Origin of the sequence: Fictibacillus terranigra (genome assembly GCF_030412265.1) — a bacterium.
GTDB lineage: Bacteria > Bacillota > Bacilli > Bacillales > Fictibacillaceae > Fictibacillus_C > Fictibacillus_C terrinigri.
This window is the reverse complement of sequence record NZ_JAUHLN010000004.1, coordinates 376,218-392,809: the sequence shown is the minus strand read 5'-3', so window position 1 is coordinate 392,809 and position 16,592 is coordinate 376,218. Positions and strand designations below refer to the sequence as shown.

Sequence of the window (16,592 nt, the reverse complement as noted above, 5' to 3'; positions counted from 1 at the left end):
ACGTTTAGAAAAGATCTCTGTTATAGAGATCTTTTTTTTCGTTCATATTTTTAATATAAATGAATACTTGATTATTAGAGGGAATCATTGTATAGTTGTCAAGATTATTATCTTACTTATAGAAGGGAAAACCTATTTAAGATGAAATTTGGAGCCCGAATGATAAAAACGGGATTAGCCATCACCATGGCGATTTATCTAGCCATGTTCTTTCACCTGAGCACGCCTGTCTTCGCTGCGATCGCAGCCACATTTGCGATACAGCCATCCATATACAGATCTTATCAAACCATTATTGAACAAGCCCAGGGGAATATAATCGGTGCTTTTTTTGCCATCGTCTCTGTACTTCTGCTGGGGAACAACCCGTTTGTCATCGGTTTTGTCGTCATTATCGTCATTGCAGTCAATTTAAAGATGAAAAATGAAAAGACCATCCCCCTTGCGATTGTGACGGTTATCGTCATTATGGAAAGCCAGACACCGAATTTTGTATCGTTTGCGATGGGGCGTTTTTTACTCATCATGCTCGGCGTCGTATCTGCTTTTCTCGTAAACCTGATCTTTATGCCGCCAAAACATGAAACCAAGCTTTACTTCAGCATCGCTAATCTGACAGACGACATCATCAAATGGATTCGTATGATCATCCGTCATGCCTCAGATTATTCCGCCATAAAAGATGATATCGGAACGATGAAGGAAGACAGCATTAAAATGGATCAGCTTTATCTATTATACAGAGAAGACCGCACTTATTTTAAAAACAATCAGTTTACGAAAGGCCGGAAACTGGTACTCTACCGCCAGATGATTTTTACGACGAAAAAATCTCTTGAACTTCTTAGAAGTCTTCATCGCCATGAGAATGAAATGCTCTGCATGCCCGAAGACCTTCAGCAGCTGATTACTGAACAGCTTGACTGCCTGACCAACTATCATGAACAGATCCTGCTGAAATATACAGGAAAAATTCGTTCCCAGCATTCTGTAGGCATGCTTGACGAGCTCTGTGAGAATAAGAGTTCATTAATGAAGTCGTTCATGAGCTATTATACGACTCCTGACGATGACCAATGGATGCAGCTGTTTCCTGTTTTCGCCTTGATCATTGATTACAGTGACCAGCTGGAACACTTGAATCGCCTTGTTGAAAGTTTTAAGAACCATCATATGGACGACAACGAGCTAACGATAAAAGAAGAAAAACCAGATTAGTTTTCAATAAAAAGGCCTGACATTTTCATGTCAGGCTTTTTCCTATTAGTTTTTCATTCTAGGATCAAGAGCGTCACGAAGGCCATCACCCATCAGGTTAAAACCTAGTACAGTAAGCATTATCGCTATCCCCGGGAAGATGACGGTCCACGGTGCCTGTATAATAAAGTCCCTGGAGTCCGCAAGCATCTTCCCCCATTCAGGTGTAGGAGGCTGTGCTCCAAGACCTAAGAATCCGAGGGCCGCTGCCTCAATGATTGCGGTTGCGACCGCCAAAGTGCCTTGAACGATGATAGGCGCCATGCTGTTTGGGAGCACATGGTGGATCAATATCCTGGAATCCTTCATACCGATCGCTTTAGCCGCTGTAATGTACTCCTCTTCCTTCACACTCAGAACCCTGGAACGTACAAGACGTCCAAATATCGGTACATTGATGATGGCAATCGCTATAAGCGCATTTCTTAAGGATGGCCCCAATACAGAAACAACCGCAATAGCGAGAAGTATGCTGGGAAATGCCAGCAGGATATCAAAGATTCTTGAGATGATCCCATCGATCACCTTGCCATAGTAACCTGCGATGATTCCAAGTGCAGAGCCAACAATAACGGAACCAGCTACAGAAACGAAACCGACCCACAATGAGATCCGTGCTCCGTATAGTACCCTGGTAAAAATATCGCGTCCGAATTCATCCGTTCCAAACCAATGCTCACCAGACGGCGCCAGATGCTTGTCCGCCAGGCGCTGGTCCGAAAAACTGTATGGCGCCAAAACCGGAGCCAGAATGGCGATTAGGATGAAGAAAATAACAATTCCGAGTCCAACCATCGCTAATTTATTCTTCTTGAAAGAACGCCACGCATCTTTCCAGGGAGAGATGACTTTGTCGTCACCTTGCTCCACTGCGGGCGGGTTTGATAACGGTGGTGTAGTTCTTGCTAATTCAGCCATAATAAACTCCCCCTATCAGTATTTGATGCGCGGATCGATGGCCGCATACAGAATATCCACAAAAAGATTAATAAGTACAAAAAGTGTAGCTACTACTAAAATTCCAGATTGGATGACTGGATAGTCCCGGGACTGAATGGCTTCATAGATATAGGTGCCGACTCCAGGCCATCCAAAGATGGTCTCTGTCAGAATAGCACCGCCTAGAAGCAGTCCCGTCTGAAGGCCGATAACTGTGATAACAGGGATCATGGCATTTTTCAAAGAATGCTTGTACACAACCCAGAACATCTTTAACCCTTTCGCCTTGGCAGTACGGATGTAATCCGAACGCATCACTTCAAGCATGCTTGACCTTGTCATCCTCGCGATGATTGCCATTGGAATAGTACCGAGGGCAATTCCTGGAAGGATTAAATGCTTAACAACTTCTATGAACTGGTCAAACCTTCCCTCCAGCAGCGTATCCAGCAAGTAGAGATGAGTGATGGCCTCTACCGGCATCCTGATATTGTCTCTGCCTGTTGTCGGCAGCAAGTCCCATTTGATGGAGACAAAATACTGTTCCATTAAACCCAGCCAGAAAATAGGCATTGATACCCCGATTAATGCAATGAGCATCACTGCATAATCGAACCATGAATTTTGGAACCATGCGGAGATGATGCCGGCGTTGACGCCGACTACCACCGCAATCAAAATCGCAACCAGTGAAAGTTCGATTGTTGCCGCCAAATACGGCCATAGTTCATCACTGATCGGTGTTCTAGTTTTCAGTGACGTTCCAAGATCTCCTTGAAAAAGGCCTGTCAAATAATGCACAAATTGGGAGTACCATGGCTGATCCAGCCCCAACTGCTTCGTTAACGTTTCAATAGCCTCTTTGGATGCCTGCTGGCCAAGAATCAATTGAGCAGGATTCCCCGGAATCGCCCGGATCATCATGAAAACGATAAACGTCATTCCGAGGAGCACAGGGATGAGCAAACCAATCCTTCTAATGGTATAAGAAAACATGTCCACACCTCATTTACGCGTAGTTGTCGTTACAGCACCCTGATGTTTTTTTTATCCAAAACAAAAGGGGAGCATGCAAGATACTCCCCACTTTCTTCATCACTTCATGGAAACATCAATAAATGACTGAGAGCCTTTTGGATGCGGGTAGAAATCTTTAATGGAATTTACACCTGCAAGCTGCGGCTTAGCATGTACAAGAGGAACCCATGGTGCATCTTCATGGATGATCTCCTGTGCTTTTTTGTAAAGCTCTTCACGTTTTCCTTCATCGGCTGTGGATTGTGCTTCAATCAATAGCTTATGGACCGGTTCACTCTTATAGCGTGCATAGTTGTTAGAATCAATCGTGTCTTTATCAAGAAGAGCATATAGGAAGTTATCCGCGTCTCCATTATCTCCTGTCCAACCGATCAAGAAGGCAGGTGATTCACCTTTACGGAGTTTTTCCAGATACGTACCCCACTCAAATGTAACGATGTTCGCTTTGATTCCAACCTTAGCAAGGTTTGCCTGGATGGCTTCAGCAATTTTTTGTCCATTTGGCATGTATGGACGTGATACCGGCATCGCCCAAAGATCCATTTTGAAACCATTTGGATATCCAGCTTTTTTCAGTAATTCTTTAGCTTTTGCTTCGTCATACCCATAATCCTGGATGTCCTTGTTTTGTCCTGCGATGGAAGAAGGAAGCGGCGTTGCAGCCGGTTCAGCTGTTCCGTTATAGAAGTTTTTGATCAGTTCGTCTTTGTTTACAAGATGGCTGATCGCCTGCCGTACTTCTTTTTTATTAAACGGCGCTTTTTCAACGTTAAAGCCGAAATAAGCAACGTTCATAGAAGGACGCTCAAAGATTTGAAGATTCTTATCGGATTTAATCTTATCCAGATCACTTGGGTTTACTCCGTCAATCAAGTCCACTTCACCTTTTGTGAGTGCATTTAAGCGTGATGAGTTATCTTTGATGACTTTAAAGGTTACGCCATCTAATTTAGGAAGGCCCTTTTGCCAATATTTTTCGTTTTTCACAACTGAGATGGTATCTCCACGTTTCCACTCTTTAAACTTGAACGGCCCTGTTCCTACGGGATGCTCACCGTATTTGTCGCCGTACTGGTCAATCGCAGCAGGGCTGGAGATCGCAAACGGGCTCATTGCAAGGTTTTTCAGGAATGGGGCCTGCGGGCGCTTCAAAGTAAATTTAACTGTGTTTTCATCAACGGCTTTTACTTCTTTAATGACGTGGCCAGGATCATTTTTATAACCGCCGAACATGGATGCATAATAAGGGAACTTCGCAGCATCACCGTTCATCCATCGGTCAAAGTTCTTAACAACCGCATCTGCGTTGAAGTCAGTGCCGTCATGGAACTTAACGCCTTTTTCCAAAGTGAACGTGTACGTCTTGCCGTCGTCTGAAATCTTCCAGCTCTTCGCAAGTTCAGGAACGACATCTGTGTTCTCTTTTTTGTAGCCCGTTAGTGTTTCCATCACTTGCTCGGTAACGATGAACGATTCACCGTCTGTTTCATGCGCAGGGTCCAATCCGACGGCATCTCCTCCTCGTCCGTAGATCATGACGCCGCCTCCGTCTCCGCCGGAGCTTCCTTTCCCGCCTGTGCTTTCGCTTGAGGATTTACAGCCCGCCAGCCCTAATGAAAGGACCAGGATTAACGCTAGAGCCGTGAGTATACTTCTCTTCATGTTCTTTCCCCCGTTTTCATATGAATTTTTGCCTCTATTTATGTGTACGAGCTGCCATCAATAAAGATGACAGGCAACGTAATGGCCCTTCTCAGCTTCCTTAAAAACCGGACGCTCTGCGGCACATACATCCATTGCTTGAGGACAGCGAGTGTGGAACGCGCAGCCTTTTGGCGGGTTGGACGGGCTTGGGACATCACCTTTCAAGATGATGCGCTCCTTTGTAACTTCCACATCCGGAACCGGTACAGCAGAAAGCAACGCTTGTGTGTAGGGATGCAGCGGATTGTCATAAAGCTGTTCGCTGTCTGAAAGTTCTACAATCCTCCCAAGATACATGACACCGACCCTGTCGCTGATGTGCCTGACGACCCCAAGGTCATGGGCGATAAAAAGATAGGTAAGTCCGAATTCTTCCTGCAGATCCTGCAGAAGGTTCAGCACCTGAGATTGAATCGATACATCCAAAGCGGATACCGGCTCATCCGCAATGATCAGCTTTGGATTAACCGCCAGCGCCCGGGCGATTCCAATCCTCTGCCTTTGTCCTCCGCTGAACTGATGCGGATAGCGCTTCGCATGATAACTGCTGAGCCCAACAACTTCAAGAAGCTCCTTAACCCGTTTCTTTCGCTCCTTCGAATCCTTTACACCATGGACAATGAGCGGCTCTTCTAATATTTTTTCAACGGTATGCCTCGGATTGAGCGATGCAAAAGGATCCTGAAATACCATTTGCATTTCTCTTCGCATTTTGCGCATTTCGTTGGGAGAAAGTTTGGTCACATCCTGCCCTTCGAAATAGACTTTGCCGTCACTTGGTTCGAGTAGCCTGAGGAGCATCCGGCCGGTGGTGGATTTTCCGCAACCGCTTTCCCCGACAAGTCCGAGTGTCTCGCCTTTTTGAATGGTAAATGACACACCGTCAACCGCTTTTACTTCCCCGACAGTCTTGCCGAATACACCGCCTCTAATCGGAAAATGTTTTTTTAAGTTCTCAACTTTAACTAATGGTTCTGCCAACGATGTCTACCCCCTTCTGATCCTCATACAACCAGCATCTTACCTTTTGGCCGCCTTCCAAGGTATCCAGCGATGGTGTCTCGCTCAGACAGCGTTCATAGGCGTGTGCACATCTTGGGGCAAACTGGCATCCCTCTTTCACAGATCCGGGTTTCGGCACATTTCCTGGTATGGAATAAAGACGGTCTTTTTTCTCCCTCATATCGGGGACGGATTGAATCAAGCCGACCGTGTAGGGGTGTTTCGGATTTGTGAAAATCGTTTTTACATCCGCTTCTTCAACGACTTTACCCGCATACATGACGACGACGCGCTGACACATTTCTGCCACTACGCCCAAGTCATGGGTAATCATCATGATGGCGGTATCCGTCTCGTTATTCAGCTTTTTCATGAGCTCGAGAATCTGAGCTTGAATGGTCACATCCAGTGCGGTGGTCGGTTCATCGGCGATCAGAAGTTTTGGGGAACAGATCATCGCCATCGCAATCATGACACGCTGGCGCATCCCCCCTGACAACTGATGCGGAAAGTCCTTCATCAGTTCTTCTGCCCGTGGAAGCCCAACCATCTTCAGCATATCAATGGCATGTGCCCAGGCCTTCTTTTTTGGCCATTTCTTATGTATTTGCAAAGCTTCGATCAACTGGCTGCCGATAGTAAATACCGGGTTCAGGCTGGTCATCGGCTCCTGAAAAATCATGGCTATTTCATTTCCGCGGATTTCACGCATCCTTTTTTCAGATACTGAAGTAAGATTTTCGCCTTTAAATAATATATCTCCTTCAACTTTTCCCGCAGGTGAAGGAACGAGTCCCATGACAGATAATGATGTAACACTTTTGCCGCAACCGGATTCTCCTACAATTCCAAGCACTTCCCCGGAATTGACTTGAAAATCGATGTGATTGACAACTGTTACTTCTCCATCATCCGTCTGAAAAGAAGTCCTTAATCCTTTTACTTCCAAGACTGGACTGCTCACTATCCCACCCCTTTCTTCATGATGACATTTACTTGAAGCGTAAACAATTTGTAGGACACTCTATTGAAATTATGACACTAGTCTGATTATTTGACAATATTAAAATTTCTAAAAAATTTAAATAATGATGTCGATTCCTAGGTTTTGCAGGTCTTTTTTAACACAAAAAAGAACGGAGACGCATCAATGCTCCCGTTCTTTTTTCATATTCTTTGATTGGCTTTGCAACTTTCTGCCTATCCAGATTCAATCTCCAAGCTGCTGAACTGTAAACAGGTTATAGTATACTGCCCTTTTTTCCATTAGCTCCAAGTGGGTACCGCTTTCTGCAATCTCACCATTATCGACAACTACGATACGATCCGCATGAGTGATGGTCGCCAGCCGGTGTGCAACAATAAATGTCGTACGGTCTTTCGCGAGTTTTTCAAGAGATTCCTGAATCAGGTGCTCACTTTCCAGATCAAGAGCAGAGGTAGCCTCATCAAGGATCAAAATCGGCGGATTCTTCAAAAAGACTCGCGCAATCGCCACCCGCTGTTTTTGTCCTCCTGAAAGTTTAACTCCCCGCTCACCGATTTTCGTATCGTATCCTTCAGGCAGATTCATAATAAACTCATGCGCATTTGCGGCTCTGGCCGCTGCCATCACTTCTTCGTCCGTTGCTTCAGGGTTTCCCATCAGGATATTGGCTTTGACAGATTCACTAAATAAAATGTTATCCTGTAATACCATTCCGATTTTATCCCTGAGTGACCGCACCTTGTAGCTGCGTATATCCTCGCCGTCAAGCAGGATACTGCCCTTCGACACGTCATAAAACCTCGGAATAAGACTGACCAGGGATGATTTCCCGCCTCCGCTCATCCCGACAAGAGCGATGGTCTGCCCTTGTTCAACATGAAGGTTGATTCCTTTCAATACGTGGGGTTCATCCTCATTGTACCGGAAGTACACTTCGTTAAAAGAGAGCTCTCCCTTAACATACTTAAGTTCCCTTGCCTCAGGCTGATCTTTAATATCATATTCCTCATCCATAAATTCGAATACCCTGTCCATGGACGCGAGCGATTGTGTAAGTGTTGTCGATGAATTGACAAGCCTTCTGAGCGGATTATAAAGCCTGTCCATATAGCCGGCAAACGCTACAACTTCCCCAACCGATATATGTCCTCCAATCGCCCTGTAGGCAGCAAAACCGATAACAAGAAGAGGCGCGATGTCTGTAATCGTATTGACCACAGCAAACGTTTTAGCGTTCCAGTTGGTCTGATCCATCGCTTTGTTGAGAAAGTGAGAGTTCCTTTTATCAAACTGAACTTGTTCATAATCCTCCAGAGCAAAGCTTCTGATAACGGACATCCCCTGAACCCGTTCGTGAAGATGACCCTGCACTTCAGCGAGCGCCTGGGAACGCTGTTTCGTCAGCCCTCTAAGCCTTGTATAAAAGAATTTGACGGAGAGTCCATAAAACGGAAGCATCGCCAAAGCAACGATCGTCAGCCACCCATCCATCGTTGCCATGATCACAATCGCTATCACGATCGTAAACATATCAAGCCATACGTTCATCAGACCGGTAATAACAAAATCCTTGGTCTGCTCAACATCATTGATGACTCTTGAAATGATTTCCCCCGACTTATTATTGGAGTAAAATCGTAAGGAGAGCCGCTGAATATGCCCGTAGAGCCTGTCCCTGATATCGTAAAGGATTTTGCTTCCGACCCACTGGGCGTAAAATTGGCGGTAGTATTCGATCGGCGGCCGGAGCACTCCAAAAATAAAGAAGGAGCCTCCCATCAGCCAAAGAAGCTTTCCAAGTTTTTCTCCGCTCGTCAAACCATGGCCATTTATAATGTTATCGACAACATATTTTAAAATCAGCGGGATGAGCAATGGTATGCCAAACTTTAAGATCCCTATGACAATCGTCCATCCAATTTGTTTTTTATACGGCTTTACAAAGCCCAGATACCTTCTGATACTATCCAAAATTACACCCTCTTATATGAAATGCTGAAGGAGCTGTTTATCTCCGAAAGCGGTGGAAACCCTGAAGAACAACACGCTTTTTGTGTTGTATTGAAGGAGGGAAGCGCTCGAGGAGGGACGAAAATCGACCCTTTTTTCGTCCTAGATAGCTCCTGAAGCTGGATCAAGCAATCTTGAAGGAACCTTTAAACGCTTAAAACGCCTCTTATAGGGACGATTTAAGACTTTCCCGTGCAGGCGTTTTATCGGCTCACTTTATATTATTTGCAGAAAAACCTGTTGAACTCCATTATTCAACAGGTTCCTTCTTATCTAAACTCCAAATACCGCTCGTACCATTGCTCGATAAAGCCTGGTTCGAATGGGCCTTTTCTTTGATTAATCATAGATATTAACTCATTCAAATTCTTTTTTATAATGTAATCGAGTTCATGGGGATAATTCATTATCTGCCTATGCAGGCTGTATTCATCTTCATCTAATAAAATATATGACATGTCTGGAAAAACCTTTATATCCAGATCATAATCGATATATTTAAGGGCTTCATTATCCCAGATATAGGGTGTGCCTAGATTGCAGTAATAATAAAATCCATCCTGACGAATCATGCCGATTACATTAAACCATTGCTTAGAGTTGAAATAGCAGATCGCAGGCTCTCTCGTTCGCCATTGCCTGCCATCTGATTCTGTTACAAGGATACGATCATTTCCTGCTATAACTACAGACGAACTCCCCTTGAGGATAACCGTATCTTCCCAGGTGCGATGGAGTGATCCGTTATGTTTATAGCTTTGTATATCGATAATACTTCCGGGTGTGGGAAAACTCATATGCCTCTCCTTTCCTTCGCATTTCCGGAAGCCAATGGGTTACCAGGTATGTGCGAAACTCCTTTCCAATTAAAATAAGATCATTTAGGTAATTCACCAGCTTCGTTGTACAAAAAAACGTTCATTGTATCGTCTCATCACTATTCTAGCCCTGCCCGGCCTTCATCATCCCCAAGAAACAGTTACTTTACGTTATTTTCTCTCCTATATTATATCGTTTTAAGAATAGTTTGGAAATGATAGTTACCCTGTTTATTGAAAAAAAGCTCGCCCATTTTTTCAATTTCCATAGTCCTTCTTCTTTTTCCCTTAGTATGTATCCTGGAAACCTTATTGAATTTGCGCAAACCAAAAATGCCCCCTGCGTAGAGCAGGGAGCATTTCGGATAGAGGGTTACTGTTGGTTTTGGCTACCTTGGCCTTTTTTTTGCTGAGATTGAGCGTTTTGTTGACGAACTTGCTGAACGTTCGTTTCGCTTGCAAACTCAGTCCCGAATTGGCCAGATTGACCAGCTTGTCCAGCTTGTCCAGCTTTAGAAGCTTGAGACTGTTGGTTTTGGCGTCTAACTTGTTGTGCGTTAGTTTTTGACTGGTTGTCCATGTGTATCACCTCCACAAAAATTAATTTAACCCGCTGCATTTGGTTTTATGTGAACAAAAAATAATTTTTTCTTGCATATTTTCAATGGTTGCCGGCTCATAAGACAGGGTATAGGATTGCAAATGGTTTCAGACACTAAAAACGATTCTTTTTCGGTGCCTGGCACCTATAAACGCAATGGGAGGTCGATCTGATGTACGTAGGAAGAGATATGACAGAGTTGGATATGATTGCAAAAAACGAATGGAAAGACAGTGAGTTGGCATATTTTCACCAGTCTTTCCAGCAAATTGCGCCTTACCTGAATGAAGAAGGTACAATCATACATCGTGAAATTATTCAGGAAATTGAAGCCAGAGGCGGGCTATCCAGGGATGAAGCCAGCTGGGCAAAAGGAACGACCACGAAAGCGGATTAAAAAAGCTGAGCCTTTAATCGAGGCTCAGCATTTGTATTTTTCCATTAAAAATTACTATAGGATTGTCCGCCATCAACGTTTAGTGTAGCTCCCACGACCCACGATGCCCGTTCTGAGGAGAGAAACACCACCGTGTTTGCGATTTCTTCGACCGTTCCGAACCGCTGTGCAGGGATGTTTTGCTGGACATACTGGTTGATCTGATCCGGGTTTTCCTGCAACCGCTTCTGCCAATTTCCTGTAGGATGAAGAACTGACCCAGGGGCAACTCCGCTTACCCGGACGCCATGCCGGATCATCTCATCGGCAAACGACTTCGTAAAGGAAATGAGCGCAGCTTTGCTGGCATTGTAGGTTGGCTTACCCCCAGACTCCCTTCCAAAGATAGAAGAAATATTAATGATGGTTCCCTTCTCATTTTTTATCATATGTTCAGCTGCAAGCTTGCTCATTCCGACAGCTGACAGGTAATTCAAGTGAAAGGCCTCCTCAAACTCCTCCATACTCGTTTCCAATACTGCCGATCCATTGCTGCCGCCAGCATTATTTACCAATATGTCAATGCCGCCATATTCCTCCGTGAATTCTCGGAGGATCCGCTCCCTGTCCTCCCGGGAAGTAACATCTCCTTGAAGGATGAGAAGTTCGCTGCCCAACTCAGCTCTTGTATGTTCAAGGGCTTCCTGGCTGCGTCCGCAGATGCCTACAGAAGCACCTTCTTCCATAAACAGCTTGGCGATGCCCTTGCCCAAACCTTTAGAACCTCCAGTTATCAGTACTCGTTTATTTTCCAAATATAAATTCATGCTGTCACCTCTTTTGCCATTTTTTTGATTTTCTGGTGAGATACAGGGAAGGGATAGGTTTCCATTTCTTCAAGCGTCACCCACTTTAAATCACATGCCTCTATTGTTTTATTGCTGCAGTGTCCTTCAAAAAGCTGTATGTCCCATTTTAAATGAGAAAATACATGTTCAATGTTACTTACATGATCGCCGACAGCAGCTGAAATACCCCATTCGGCTTGAAGAAAAACCTTCAGGTCTTCTTTTTCACTTACTCCCCTTTTTTTGACCGGGATGTTCGGGAATTCCCATAGGTTAGCAAGGAGCCCTTCTTTTGGTCTTTTATGAATTAAAAACTTTCCTTCATGATTGCGTAAAATAACAGCAGCCATATCAACGTGTTTCACTTTTGTCTTTTTTTCTTTTACTGGAAGTTCTTTCTGTCTGCCTTGATCAAAAGCCCTGCAGTGATCCTGGACAGGGCAGATCAGGCATGCTGGTGATTTTGGTGTGCAGATAAGAGCTCCCAGCTCCATCATCGCTTGATTAAACGAAGAAGGATCTTCTTTTGATATCAAAGTCCGTACGGCATCTTCAAACAATATTCTAGTTTTGGCTTTTCCAATATCGTCATAGATGAGCAGTACCCTGGAGAGGACGCGCATGACATTTCCATCGACCGCTGGCTCAGGCACTCCATAAGCAATACTTAATATGGCTCCCGCCGTATAAGGGCCTACCCCTTTTAGCTTTGATATTTCCTCGGCTGTATCGGGCACGATTCCGCCGTATTGCTCAGCCACTTCTTTTACTGCGGTTTGCAAATTACGAACGCGGGAATAATAACCTAAACCCTCCCATGCCTTTAATACCTTTTCTTCCTCTGCTTCAGCCAGATCTTTAAGGGTGGGAAATAACGACAGGAACCGGTTAAAATATGGAATGACCGTATCTACGCGGGTTTGCTGCAGCATGATTTCAGAAACCCATACTCTATAGGGATCTTGATTCAACCTCCAAGGGAGATCACGCTGATTCTCTATGTACCAGTTAATCAGATCCTGCTGAAAGCCTTGAACGGGAAAGTCTTGAATATAATCTTCAGAACGATTCAACGTGCTACTCACCTTTCTTTTCAAATGCCCAGCAATGGAGTTTGGCCATTCCGCCTGAAATGAACTTCTCAAGCGGGCCATAAACCGGATGGCTTTCTGAGAGCCTGAGCTGCTTTAATGATTGATAGGAATCACGACTGCCAACATCAAAGCTTTCAACATAGAGAGCGTCTTGATCCAACGCTTTTAGCCAGGAGATATTGCCGGCTCCGTCTTTCTTTAATTCAACTAGCACATTTTGCATTTGATGTTCATATTGTTCAATTATGCCCGGTTTTACTTTATACTCAATGAAAACCGTTAATTTTTGATTCATGATTGATCCTCCAAATTAGAAAATTTTGGTCATCATTTTAATAAAAGTTAGGAGGTGTGTGTATTGGATACTGGAACCCATGTCGTAATGGGATTAGGACTCGGCGGATTAGCCATGCTCGATCCGGCTGTTTCAGCAGATCCAATAACCGCCCATGCAGTACTGCTCGGTACATTGGTTGGTTCACAAGCACCCGATTTTGATACTATTTTAAAATTAAGAAACAATGCCGTCTATATTCGAAACCACAGAGGAATAACTCATTCTGTTCCAGCCCTTTTTATATGGCCGGCCTTGGTCTCACTGATTATTTATATGTTTGTCCCATCCGCAAACGGTCTTCACTTATGGCTGTGGACATCCTTGGCCGTATTTTTGCATGTCTTTGTTGATATATTCAATGCTTACGGCACGCAAGCCCTTTATCCCTTCTCCAAAAAATGGGTAGCACTTGGCGTGATCAGCATTTTTGATCCATTTATTTTTTTCATTCATATTGCGGGACTGCTGTTCTGGTATGTCGGCTTTGATCCCGGAAACGCATTTGCCGCTGTATATATCATTATGGCAGGCTACTACCTTCTCAGGATCTGGAACAGGTACAGAATCGCACAGATCGTACGGAGGAATATACCGGAAACGATTGAAGTCATCGCTTCACCCACATTAAAATGGAGCCAATATCATCTTGCCATAAAAACAAAGCATCAATTTTTCGTCGCCAATATTAAACAAGGCCGGCTGAAGGTTCTTGACACGTTTGACCGGGTAGAAGTTCCTGAAACTGATGTGATTCACGCTGCGAAAAAGGACAAAAATATTTCAGCGTTTCTCTCCTTCTCTCCGGTTTACAGGTGGGAAGTAGAAAAGAACAATCACGGCCATGAAGTGCGATTTATCGACCTCCGCTATAGGAGCAAGGGACATTATCCATTCGTTGCCCTGGTCCAGCTGGATGAGGATCTAGAAATCATAACCTCCTATACCGGCTGGGTGTACAGTGAGGATCGGCTTCGGAAAAAGATGGACTTCACTCCATCCAAGCTGCTAAAAAATGAGTGATGAAGGAATAAATACCTTCATCACTTTTTTTATCGCTTTTTCTTCAAGTGTTGGAATTTCGGATTCATCGTTTCGTATTCATGCAGTTTGGGTCCGTAGCTCTTGATCCACTGAACGACCATTTCTTCTGTCCGGTTTTTGCCCCCATATTCATACCCCGCTTTAGCTCTTGTTGCCTCAAAGTCCTCCCAGAGCCCTTCGATCCAGCCTCTCGCTTCCTCATAGGTTAAGTTTTGATTCTTCTCTAATAAATTACGGGAAAGCCGGTCAAATCTATCCTCCATTTTTACTTCCTCCTTATCCATTATTTTGCCGTTTCCGGCTCACATTAAAGCGTTTTTTTCAAACCATACTAGGTGGGAACCGATTTTAAGGAGGGTAATCCATGCGAAACAAAGCTAAGAACTTCCCTAATCGGATCTCCTTCTCAGGTGAGCCGAGAGCCAAAGAAGAGTTTTCTTCCAAACGGCCAGATGGATCCATTCAAGACCGACCTCAGGAACGAATGTTTTTATCCAATCGACACCGAGATGATCAATAATTCTTGCGGTTATGATGGACGCCATTCAAACGGCAAAGCCGATCAGGCTTACCTTCAAACACGCAAGCATTATTAGTGCCGGAAAAAGAAGCGGCTCTTGCCGCTTCTTTTTTCATTACTATTGGTGTGTCAGCATTGCAATAGGAAACGCCTCTAGTTCATGGAATCCATTCCGATAACCCCAGGCGAAAATTCCGTTCATATACAATATTTTAAACGTCGATCCCGGATCTCCCTGGATAGGATACGTTTCACCGGCTTCAAAGTCAGATGGATCGAGCAGATACGATTTTGCCATCGTGATTTTTCGTTCATAGACAGAGAACTCACTTACCATCCCCATCTGTTCTGCTTTTTGGGCTTTCGCATGAAGATCTGCTATTTCGGCTGTCAGTTCCGTTTTTGTCATTTCGCTATATCTTTTTTCCATGGTGCGCCTCCGTTCTACTGTGCCTTTAGTATAATAAACATTGGTTAAGAATCCAAACGTATCGGAGTGGTGAATTTATGAAATCAGTGGTTATAACAGGAGGCGGTTCAGGTCTTGGAGCTGCACTAGCCGAAGAATATGGAAAACAATATAAAGTCATCTTGATCGGACGTTCAATCACGAAGCTCAATTCTGTAGCTGACAGGTTGAATTCTAAAGGCTATAAAGCAGATTGCTTCGCTTGTGACATTACCTCGATCGATGAGGTCCAGCATGTTTTCGGACAGCTGCTTCAGCGTGAAGATGTACATATGCTCATCAATAATGCTGGTTCCGGCAAATTTGGTCCATTGGAGGAACTGAGTGTGGATGAGATAGAGGCCATGCTGGATACAAACGTCAAAGGAACGATTTTTACGACAAAAATTTCCTTGCCTTACTTTAAAGATCGGCAAGAAGGAAAGATCATGAACATTATTTCCACTGCCGGACTTAGAGGAAAAGTAAATGAATCAGTATATTGCGCCAGCAAGTTCGCGGTTAAGGGGTTCACCGAAAGTCTCGTTAAAGAACTGGAGGGCACAGGCATTCAAGTAACAGCCGTCTATATGGGAGGAATGGATACACCGTTCTGGGATCACTCGGAACATATAAAGGACAAATCCCGCTTCAAAACACCAGAGCAGGTTGCATTTCAAATCGCTGAAGAAGATCAGGGGCAGCCGGAAATTTTCATTGATCGGTAAGACCGGACTCTAATAGTTCGTCGATCATACCAACCGGAAAGCCTTTGCTGTATAAATGCTGCTTCATCTTGTTTTTGTATTGTACGCCGGAAAATTTTTTATAGCGTCTGTGGGCTTTATTGGCATGCTTTAGCAAAGCCTCCCTCTCCTCCTCATCAGAGCTCTCAAGATCGACCGTTCGAACAGCCTCTTCTACCACTTCCCAGGAGTATCCTTTTTGCAGGAGCTTCTGGGAAATTTTGTTTTTCCTTTCGTTGTTCGAAATCCCTTTGCTTTGGGTTGATTTCTTTGCAGCAAATTTAATCGCCGACTCGACTTGTTCTTCATATGGAAATTCTTTTAAGGCTGCTTCCATGTGTCCAGAAGAAATCCCTTTTTGAACGAGTTCCCTCGCTATAACACCTGTTCCCTTGGATGTCGTGTTCTTTCTTGTCCTGACAAACATCCTGGCAAATTCAGCATCATCCAAATAGTTATATTCTTTAAGCCGTTTAATCACTTCTTGAATGACATTTTCCTCATACTCGTTCTTCTTCAAATAATCGTTTACTTCTTTTTCTGACCTCATACGAAAAGACAGAAACTTCAAAGCCTTGTTAAATCCTTTTTTGATGTCATCATCATATAAAACAGAGCTTAATTCCTCTGTATTGATTTCCAATCCTTTTTTCAGCTTATATTTTATGAGTATGTCAGTATCCACACTGAAACCGAACTCTTCCCCATTTCCATGATCAATGAAAACATTGAAACGGTCGCTGTTCTTTTTTTGCGTCGTAATCTTTGTTATTAAAGCCATTTGGCTCTTCACCTCATTTTCTATAGTTTAGCATAGCCCCTGCC

Annotated in this window: 19 protein-coding genes; 5 read left to right on the top strand and 14 right to left on the bottom strand. The window is 44.1% G+C overall.

Going from position 1 to position 16,592, the window contains the following annotated elements; all coding sequences use genetic code 11:
- Nucleotides 1-141 precede the first annotated feature (141 nt).
- Complete coding sequence (locus tag QYF49_RS19985; RefSeq protein ID WP_290401344.1) at nucleotides 142-1,218, top strand: FUSC family protein; 1,077 nt, start codon at nucleotides 142-144, stop codon at nucleotides 1,216-1,218.
- Nucleotides 1,219-1,263: 45 nt separating this feature from the next.
- Here the strand turns inward: QYF49_RS19985 and QYF49_RS19980 are convergent, their stop codons facing one another.
- The 8 genes from QYF49_RS19980 to QYF49_RS19945 all read right to left on the bottom strand — a co-directional run bounded on the left by QYF49_RS19980 (nucleotide 1,264) and on the right by QYF49_RS19945 (nucleotide 10,336).
- Entirely contained in the window at nucleotides 1,264-2,175 is a 912-nt protein-coding gene (locus QYF49_RS19980; protein WP_290401343.1) for an ABC transporter permease, read from the bottom strand.
- A 15-nt stretch (nucleotides 2,176-2,190) separates the two neighbouring features.
- Entirely contained in the window at nucleotides 2,191-3,192 is a 1,002-nt protein-coding gene (locus QYF49_RS19975; protein ID WP_290401342.1) for an ABC transporter permease, read from the bottom strand.
- A gap of 99 nt (nucleotides 3,193-3,291) precedes the next feature.
- On the bottom strand, nucleotides 3,292-4,896 hold the full coding sequence (locus QYF49_RS19970; protein ID WP_290401341.1) for an ABC transporter substrate-binding protein: 1,605 nt from the start codon (nucleotides 4,894-4,896) through the stop codon (nucleotides 3,292-3,294).
- 57 nt (nucleotides 4,897-4,953) lie between these two features.
- On the bottom strand, nucleotides 4,954-5,919 hold the full coding sequence (locus tag QYF49_RS19965) for an ABC transporter ATP-binding protein (RefSeq protein ID WP_290401340.1): 966 nt from the start codon (nucleotides 5,917-5,919) through the stop codon (nucleotides 4,954-4,956).
- Nucleotides 5,900-6,907, bottom strand: a complete 1,008-nt coding sequence (locus tag QYF49_RS19960; RefSeq protein ID WP_425589612.1) for an ABC transporter ATP-binding protein — start codon at nucleotides 6,905-6,907, stop codon at nucleotides 5,900-5,902. Before QYF49_RS19960 ends, QYF49_RS19965 begins: the two co-directional genes overlap by 20 nt.
- A gap of 243 nt (nucleotides 6,908-7,150) precedes the next feature.
- Nucleotides 7,151-8,899 (bottom strand): ABC transporter ATP-binding protein, encoded by a 1,749-nt coding sequence (locus QYF49_RS19955; RefSeq protein ID WP_290401338.1) that lies wholly within the window; start codon nucleotides 8,897-8,899, stop codon nucleotides 7,151-7,153.
- Nucleotides 8,900-9,207: 308 nt separating this feature from the next.
- Entirely contained in the window at nucleotides 9,208-9,735 is a 528-nt protein-coding gene (gene ntdP, locus QYF49_RS19950) for a nucleoside tri-diphosphate phosphatase (protein WP_290401337.1), read from the bottom strand.
- A gap of 394 nt (nucleotides 9,736-10,129) precedes the next feature.
- Complete coding sequence (locus tag QYF49_RS19945; RefSeq protein ID WP_290401336.1) at nucleotides 10,130-10,336, bottom strand: gamma-type small acid-soluble spore protein; 207 nt, start codon at nucleotides 10,334-10,336, stop codon at nucleotides 10,130-10,132.
- 193 nt (nucleotides 10,337-10,529) lie between these two features.
- Here QYF49_RS19945 and QYF49_RS19940 point away from each other — a divergent pair, with 193 nt between their 5' ends.
- Complete coding sequence (locus QYF49_RS19940) at nucleotides 10,530-10,754, top strand: cytosolic protein (protein ID WP_290401335.1); 225 nt, start codon at nucleotides 10,530-10,532, stop codon at nucleotides 10,752-10,754.
- Nucleotides 10,755-10,798: 44 nt separating this feature from the next.
- On the opposite strand, the gene QYF49_RS19935 is transcribed toward QYF49_RS19940, so the two are convergent.
- Genes QYF49_RS19935 through QYF49_RS19925 form a run of 3 tightly spaced genes read right to left on the bottom strand, consistent with a single transcriptional unit; the run spans nucleotide 10,799 to nucleotide 12,970 of the window.
- Entirely contained in the window at nucleotides 10,799-11,560 is a 762-nt protein-coding gene (locus QYF49_RS19935; protein WP_290401334.1) for an SDR family NAD(P)-dependent oxidoreductase, read from the bottom strand.
- Nucleotides 11,557-12,654 carry an A/G-specific adenine glycosylase gene (gene mutY, locus QYF49_RS19930; protein WP_290401333.1) on the bottom strand — a complete coding sequence of 366 codons (1,098 nt, stop codon included), beginning with the start codon at nucleotides 12,652-12,654 and terminating at the stop codon, nucleotides 11,557-11,559. The genes QYF49_RS19935 and mutY overlap by 4 nt, the downstream gene beginning before the upstream one ends.
- A gap of 4 nt (nucleotides 12,655-12,658) precedes the next feature.
- Nucleotides 12,659-12,970 (bottom strand): hypothetical protein, encoded by a 312-nt coding sequence (locus QYF49_RS19925; RefSeq protein WP_290401332.1) that lies wholly within the window; start codon nucleotides 12,968-12,970, stop codon nucleotides 12,659-12,661.
- Between the two features lie 63 nt (nucleotides 12,971-13,033).
- Here QYF49_RS19925 and QYF49_RS19920 point away from each other — a divergent pair, with 63 nt between their 5' ends.
- Nucleotides 13,034-14,032, top strand: coding sequence for a metal-dependent hydrolase (locus tag QYF49_RS19920; protein ID WP_290401331.1), 999 nt, complete (start codon nucleotides 13,034-13,036; stop codon nucleotides 14,030-14,032).
- 29 nt (nucleotides 14,033-14,061) lie between these two features.
- Here QYF49_RS19920 and QYF49_RS19915 read toward each other — a convergent pair whose 3' ends face one another.
- Nucleotides 14,062-14,316, bottom strand: a complete 255-nt coding sequence (locus QYF49_RS19915) for a YfhJ family protein (protein WP_290401330.1) — start codon at nucleotides 14,314-14,316, stop codon at nucleotides 14,062-14,064.
- Between the two features lie 101 nt (nucleotides 14,317-14,417).
- On the opposite strand from QYF49_RS19915, the gene sspK reads away from it, so the two are divergent.
- A complete protein-coding gene (gene sspK / locus QYF49_RS19910) occupies nucleotides 14,418-14,573 on the top strand; it encodes a small, acid-soluble spore protein K (protein ID WP_053355666.1) in 156 nt (51 codons plus the stop codon).
- Between the two features lie 118 nt (nucleotides 14,574-14,691).
- Here sspK and QYF49_RS19905 read toward each other — a convergent pair whose 3' ends face one another.
- A complete protein-coding gene (locus QYF49_RS19905; protein ID WP_290401329.1) occupies nucleotides 14,692-15,003 on the bottom strand; it encodes a YfhH family protein in 312 nt (103 codons plus the stop codon).
- A 77-nt stretch (nucleotides 15,004-15,080) separates the two neighbouring features.
- Here QYF49_RS19905 and QYF49_RS19900 point away from each other — a divergent pair, with 77 nt between their 5' ends.
- Nucleotides 15,081-15,749, top strand: coding sequence for an SDR family NAD(P)-dependent oxidoreductase (locus QYF49_RS19900; protein ID WP_290401328.1), 669 nt, complete (start codon nucleotides 15,081-15,083; stop codon nucleotides 15,747-15,749).
- Here QYF49_RS19900 and recX read toward each other — a convergent pair.
- The gene (recX, locus tag QYF49_RS19895; protein ID WP_290401327.1) at nucleotides 15,736-16,548 is read right to left on the bottom strand and encodes a recombination regulator RecX; all 813 of its coding nucleotides are present in this window, start codon (nucleotides 16,546-16,548) and stop codon (nucleotides 15,736-15,738) included. The genes QYF49_RS19900 and recX overlap by 14 nt on opposite strands.
- Nucleotides 16,549-16,592 lie beyond the last annotated feature (44 nt).

What these genes read in the sequence shown, in the direction of transcription:
- QYF49_RS19985 (WP_290401344.1), top strand. Translation starts at nt 142, where the DNA reads ATGAAATTTGGAGCCCGAATGATAAAAACGGGATTAGCCATCACCATG.
- QYF49_RS19980 (WP_290401343.1), bottom strand. Translation starts at nt 2,175, where the DNA reads ATGGCTGAATTAGCAAGAACTACACCACCGTTATCAAACCCGCCCGCA.
- QYF49_RS19975 (WP_290401342.1), bottom strand. Translation starts at nt 3,192, where the DNA reads ATGTTTTCTTATACCATTAGAAGGATTGGTTTGCTCATCCCTGTGCTC.
- QYF49_RS19970 (WP_290401341.1), bottom strand. Translation starts at nt 4,896, where the DNA reads ATGAAGAGAAGTATACTCACGGCTCTAGCGTTAATCCTGGTCCTTTCA.
- ntdP (WP_290401337.1), bottom strand. Translation starts at nt 9,735, where the DNA reads ATGAGTTTTCCCACACCCGGAAGTATTATCGATATACAAAGCTATAAA.
- QYF49_RS19945 (WP_290401336.1), bottom strand. Translation starts at nt 10,336, where the DNA reads ATGGACAACCAGTCAAAAACTAACGCACAACAAGTTAGACGCCAAAAC.
- QYF49_RS19940 (WP_290401335.1), top strand. Translation starts at nt 10,530, where the DNA reads ATGTACGTAGGAAGAGATATGACAGAGTTGGATATGATTGCAAAAAAC.
- QYF49_RS19935 (WP_290401334.1), bottom strand. Translation starts at nt 11,560, where the DNA reads ATGAATTTATATTTGGAAAATAAACGAGTACTGATAACTGGAGGTTCT.
- QYF49_RS19925 (WP_290401332.1), bottom strand. Translation starts at nt 12,970, where the DNA reads ATGAATCAAAAATTAACGGTTTTCATTGAGTATAAAGTAAAACCGGGC.
- QYF49_RS19915 (WP_290401330.1), bottom strand. Translation starts at nt 14,316, where the DNA reads ATGGAGGATAGATTTGACCGGCTTTCCCGTAATTTATTAGAGAAGAAT.
- sspK (WP_053355666.1), top strand. Translation starts at nt 14,418, where the DNA reads ATGCGAAACAAAGCTAAGAACTTCCCTAATCGGATCTCCTTCTCAGGT.
- QYF49_RS19905 (WP_290401329.1), bottom strand. Translation starts at nt 15,003, where the DNA reads ATGGAAAAAAGATATAGCGAAATGACAAAAACGGAACTGACAGCCGAA.
- QYF49_RS19900 (WP_290401328.1), top strand. Translation starts at nt 15,081, where the DNA reads ATGAAATCAGTGGTTATAACAGGAGGCGGTTCAGGTCTTGGAGCTGCA.
- recX (WP_290401327.1), bottom strand. Translation starts at nt 16,548, where the DNA reads ATGGCTTTAATAACAAAGATTACGACGCAAAAAAAGAACAGCGACCGT.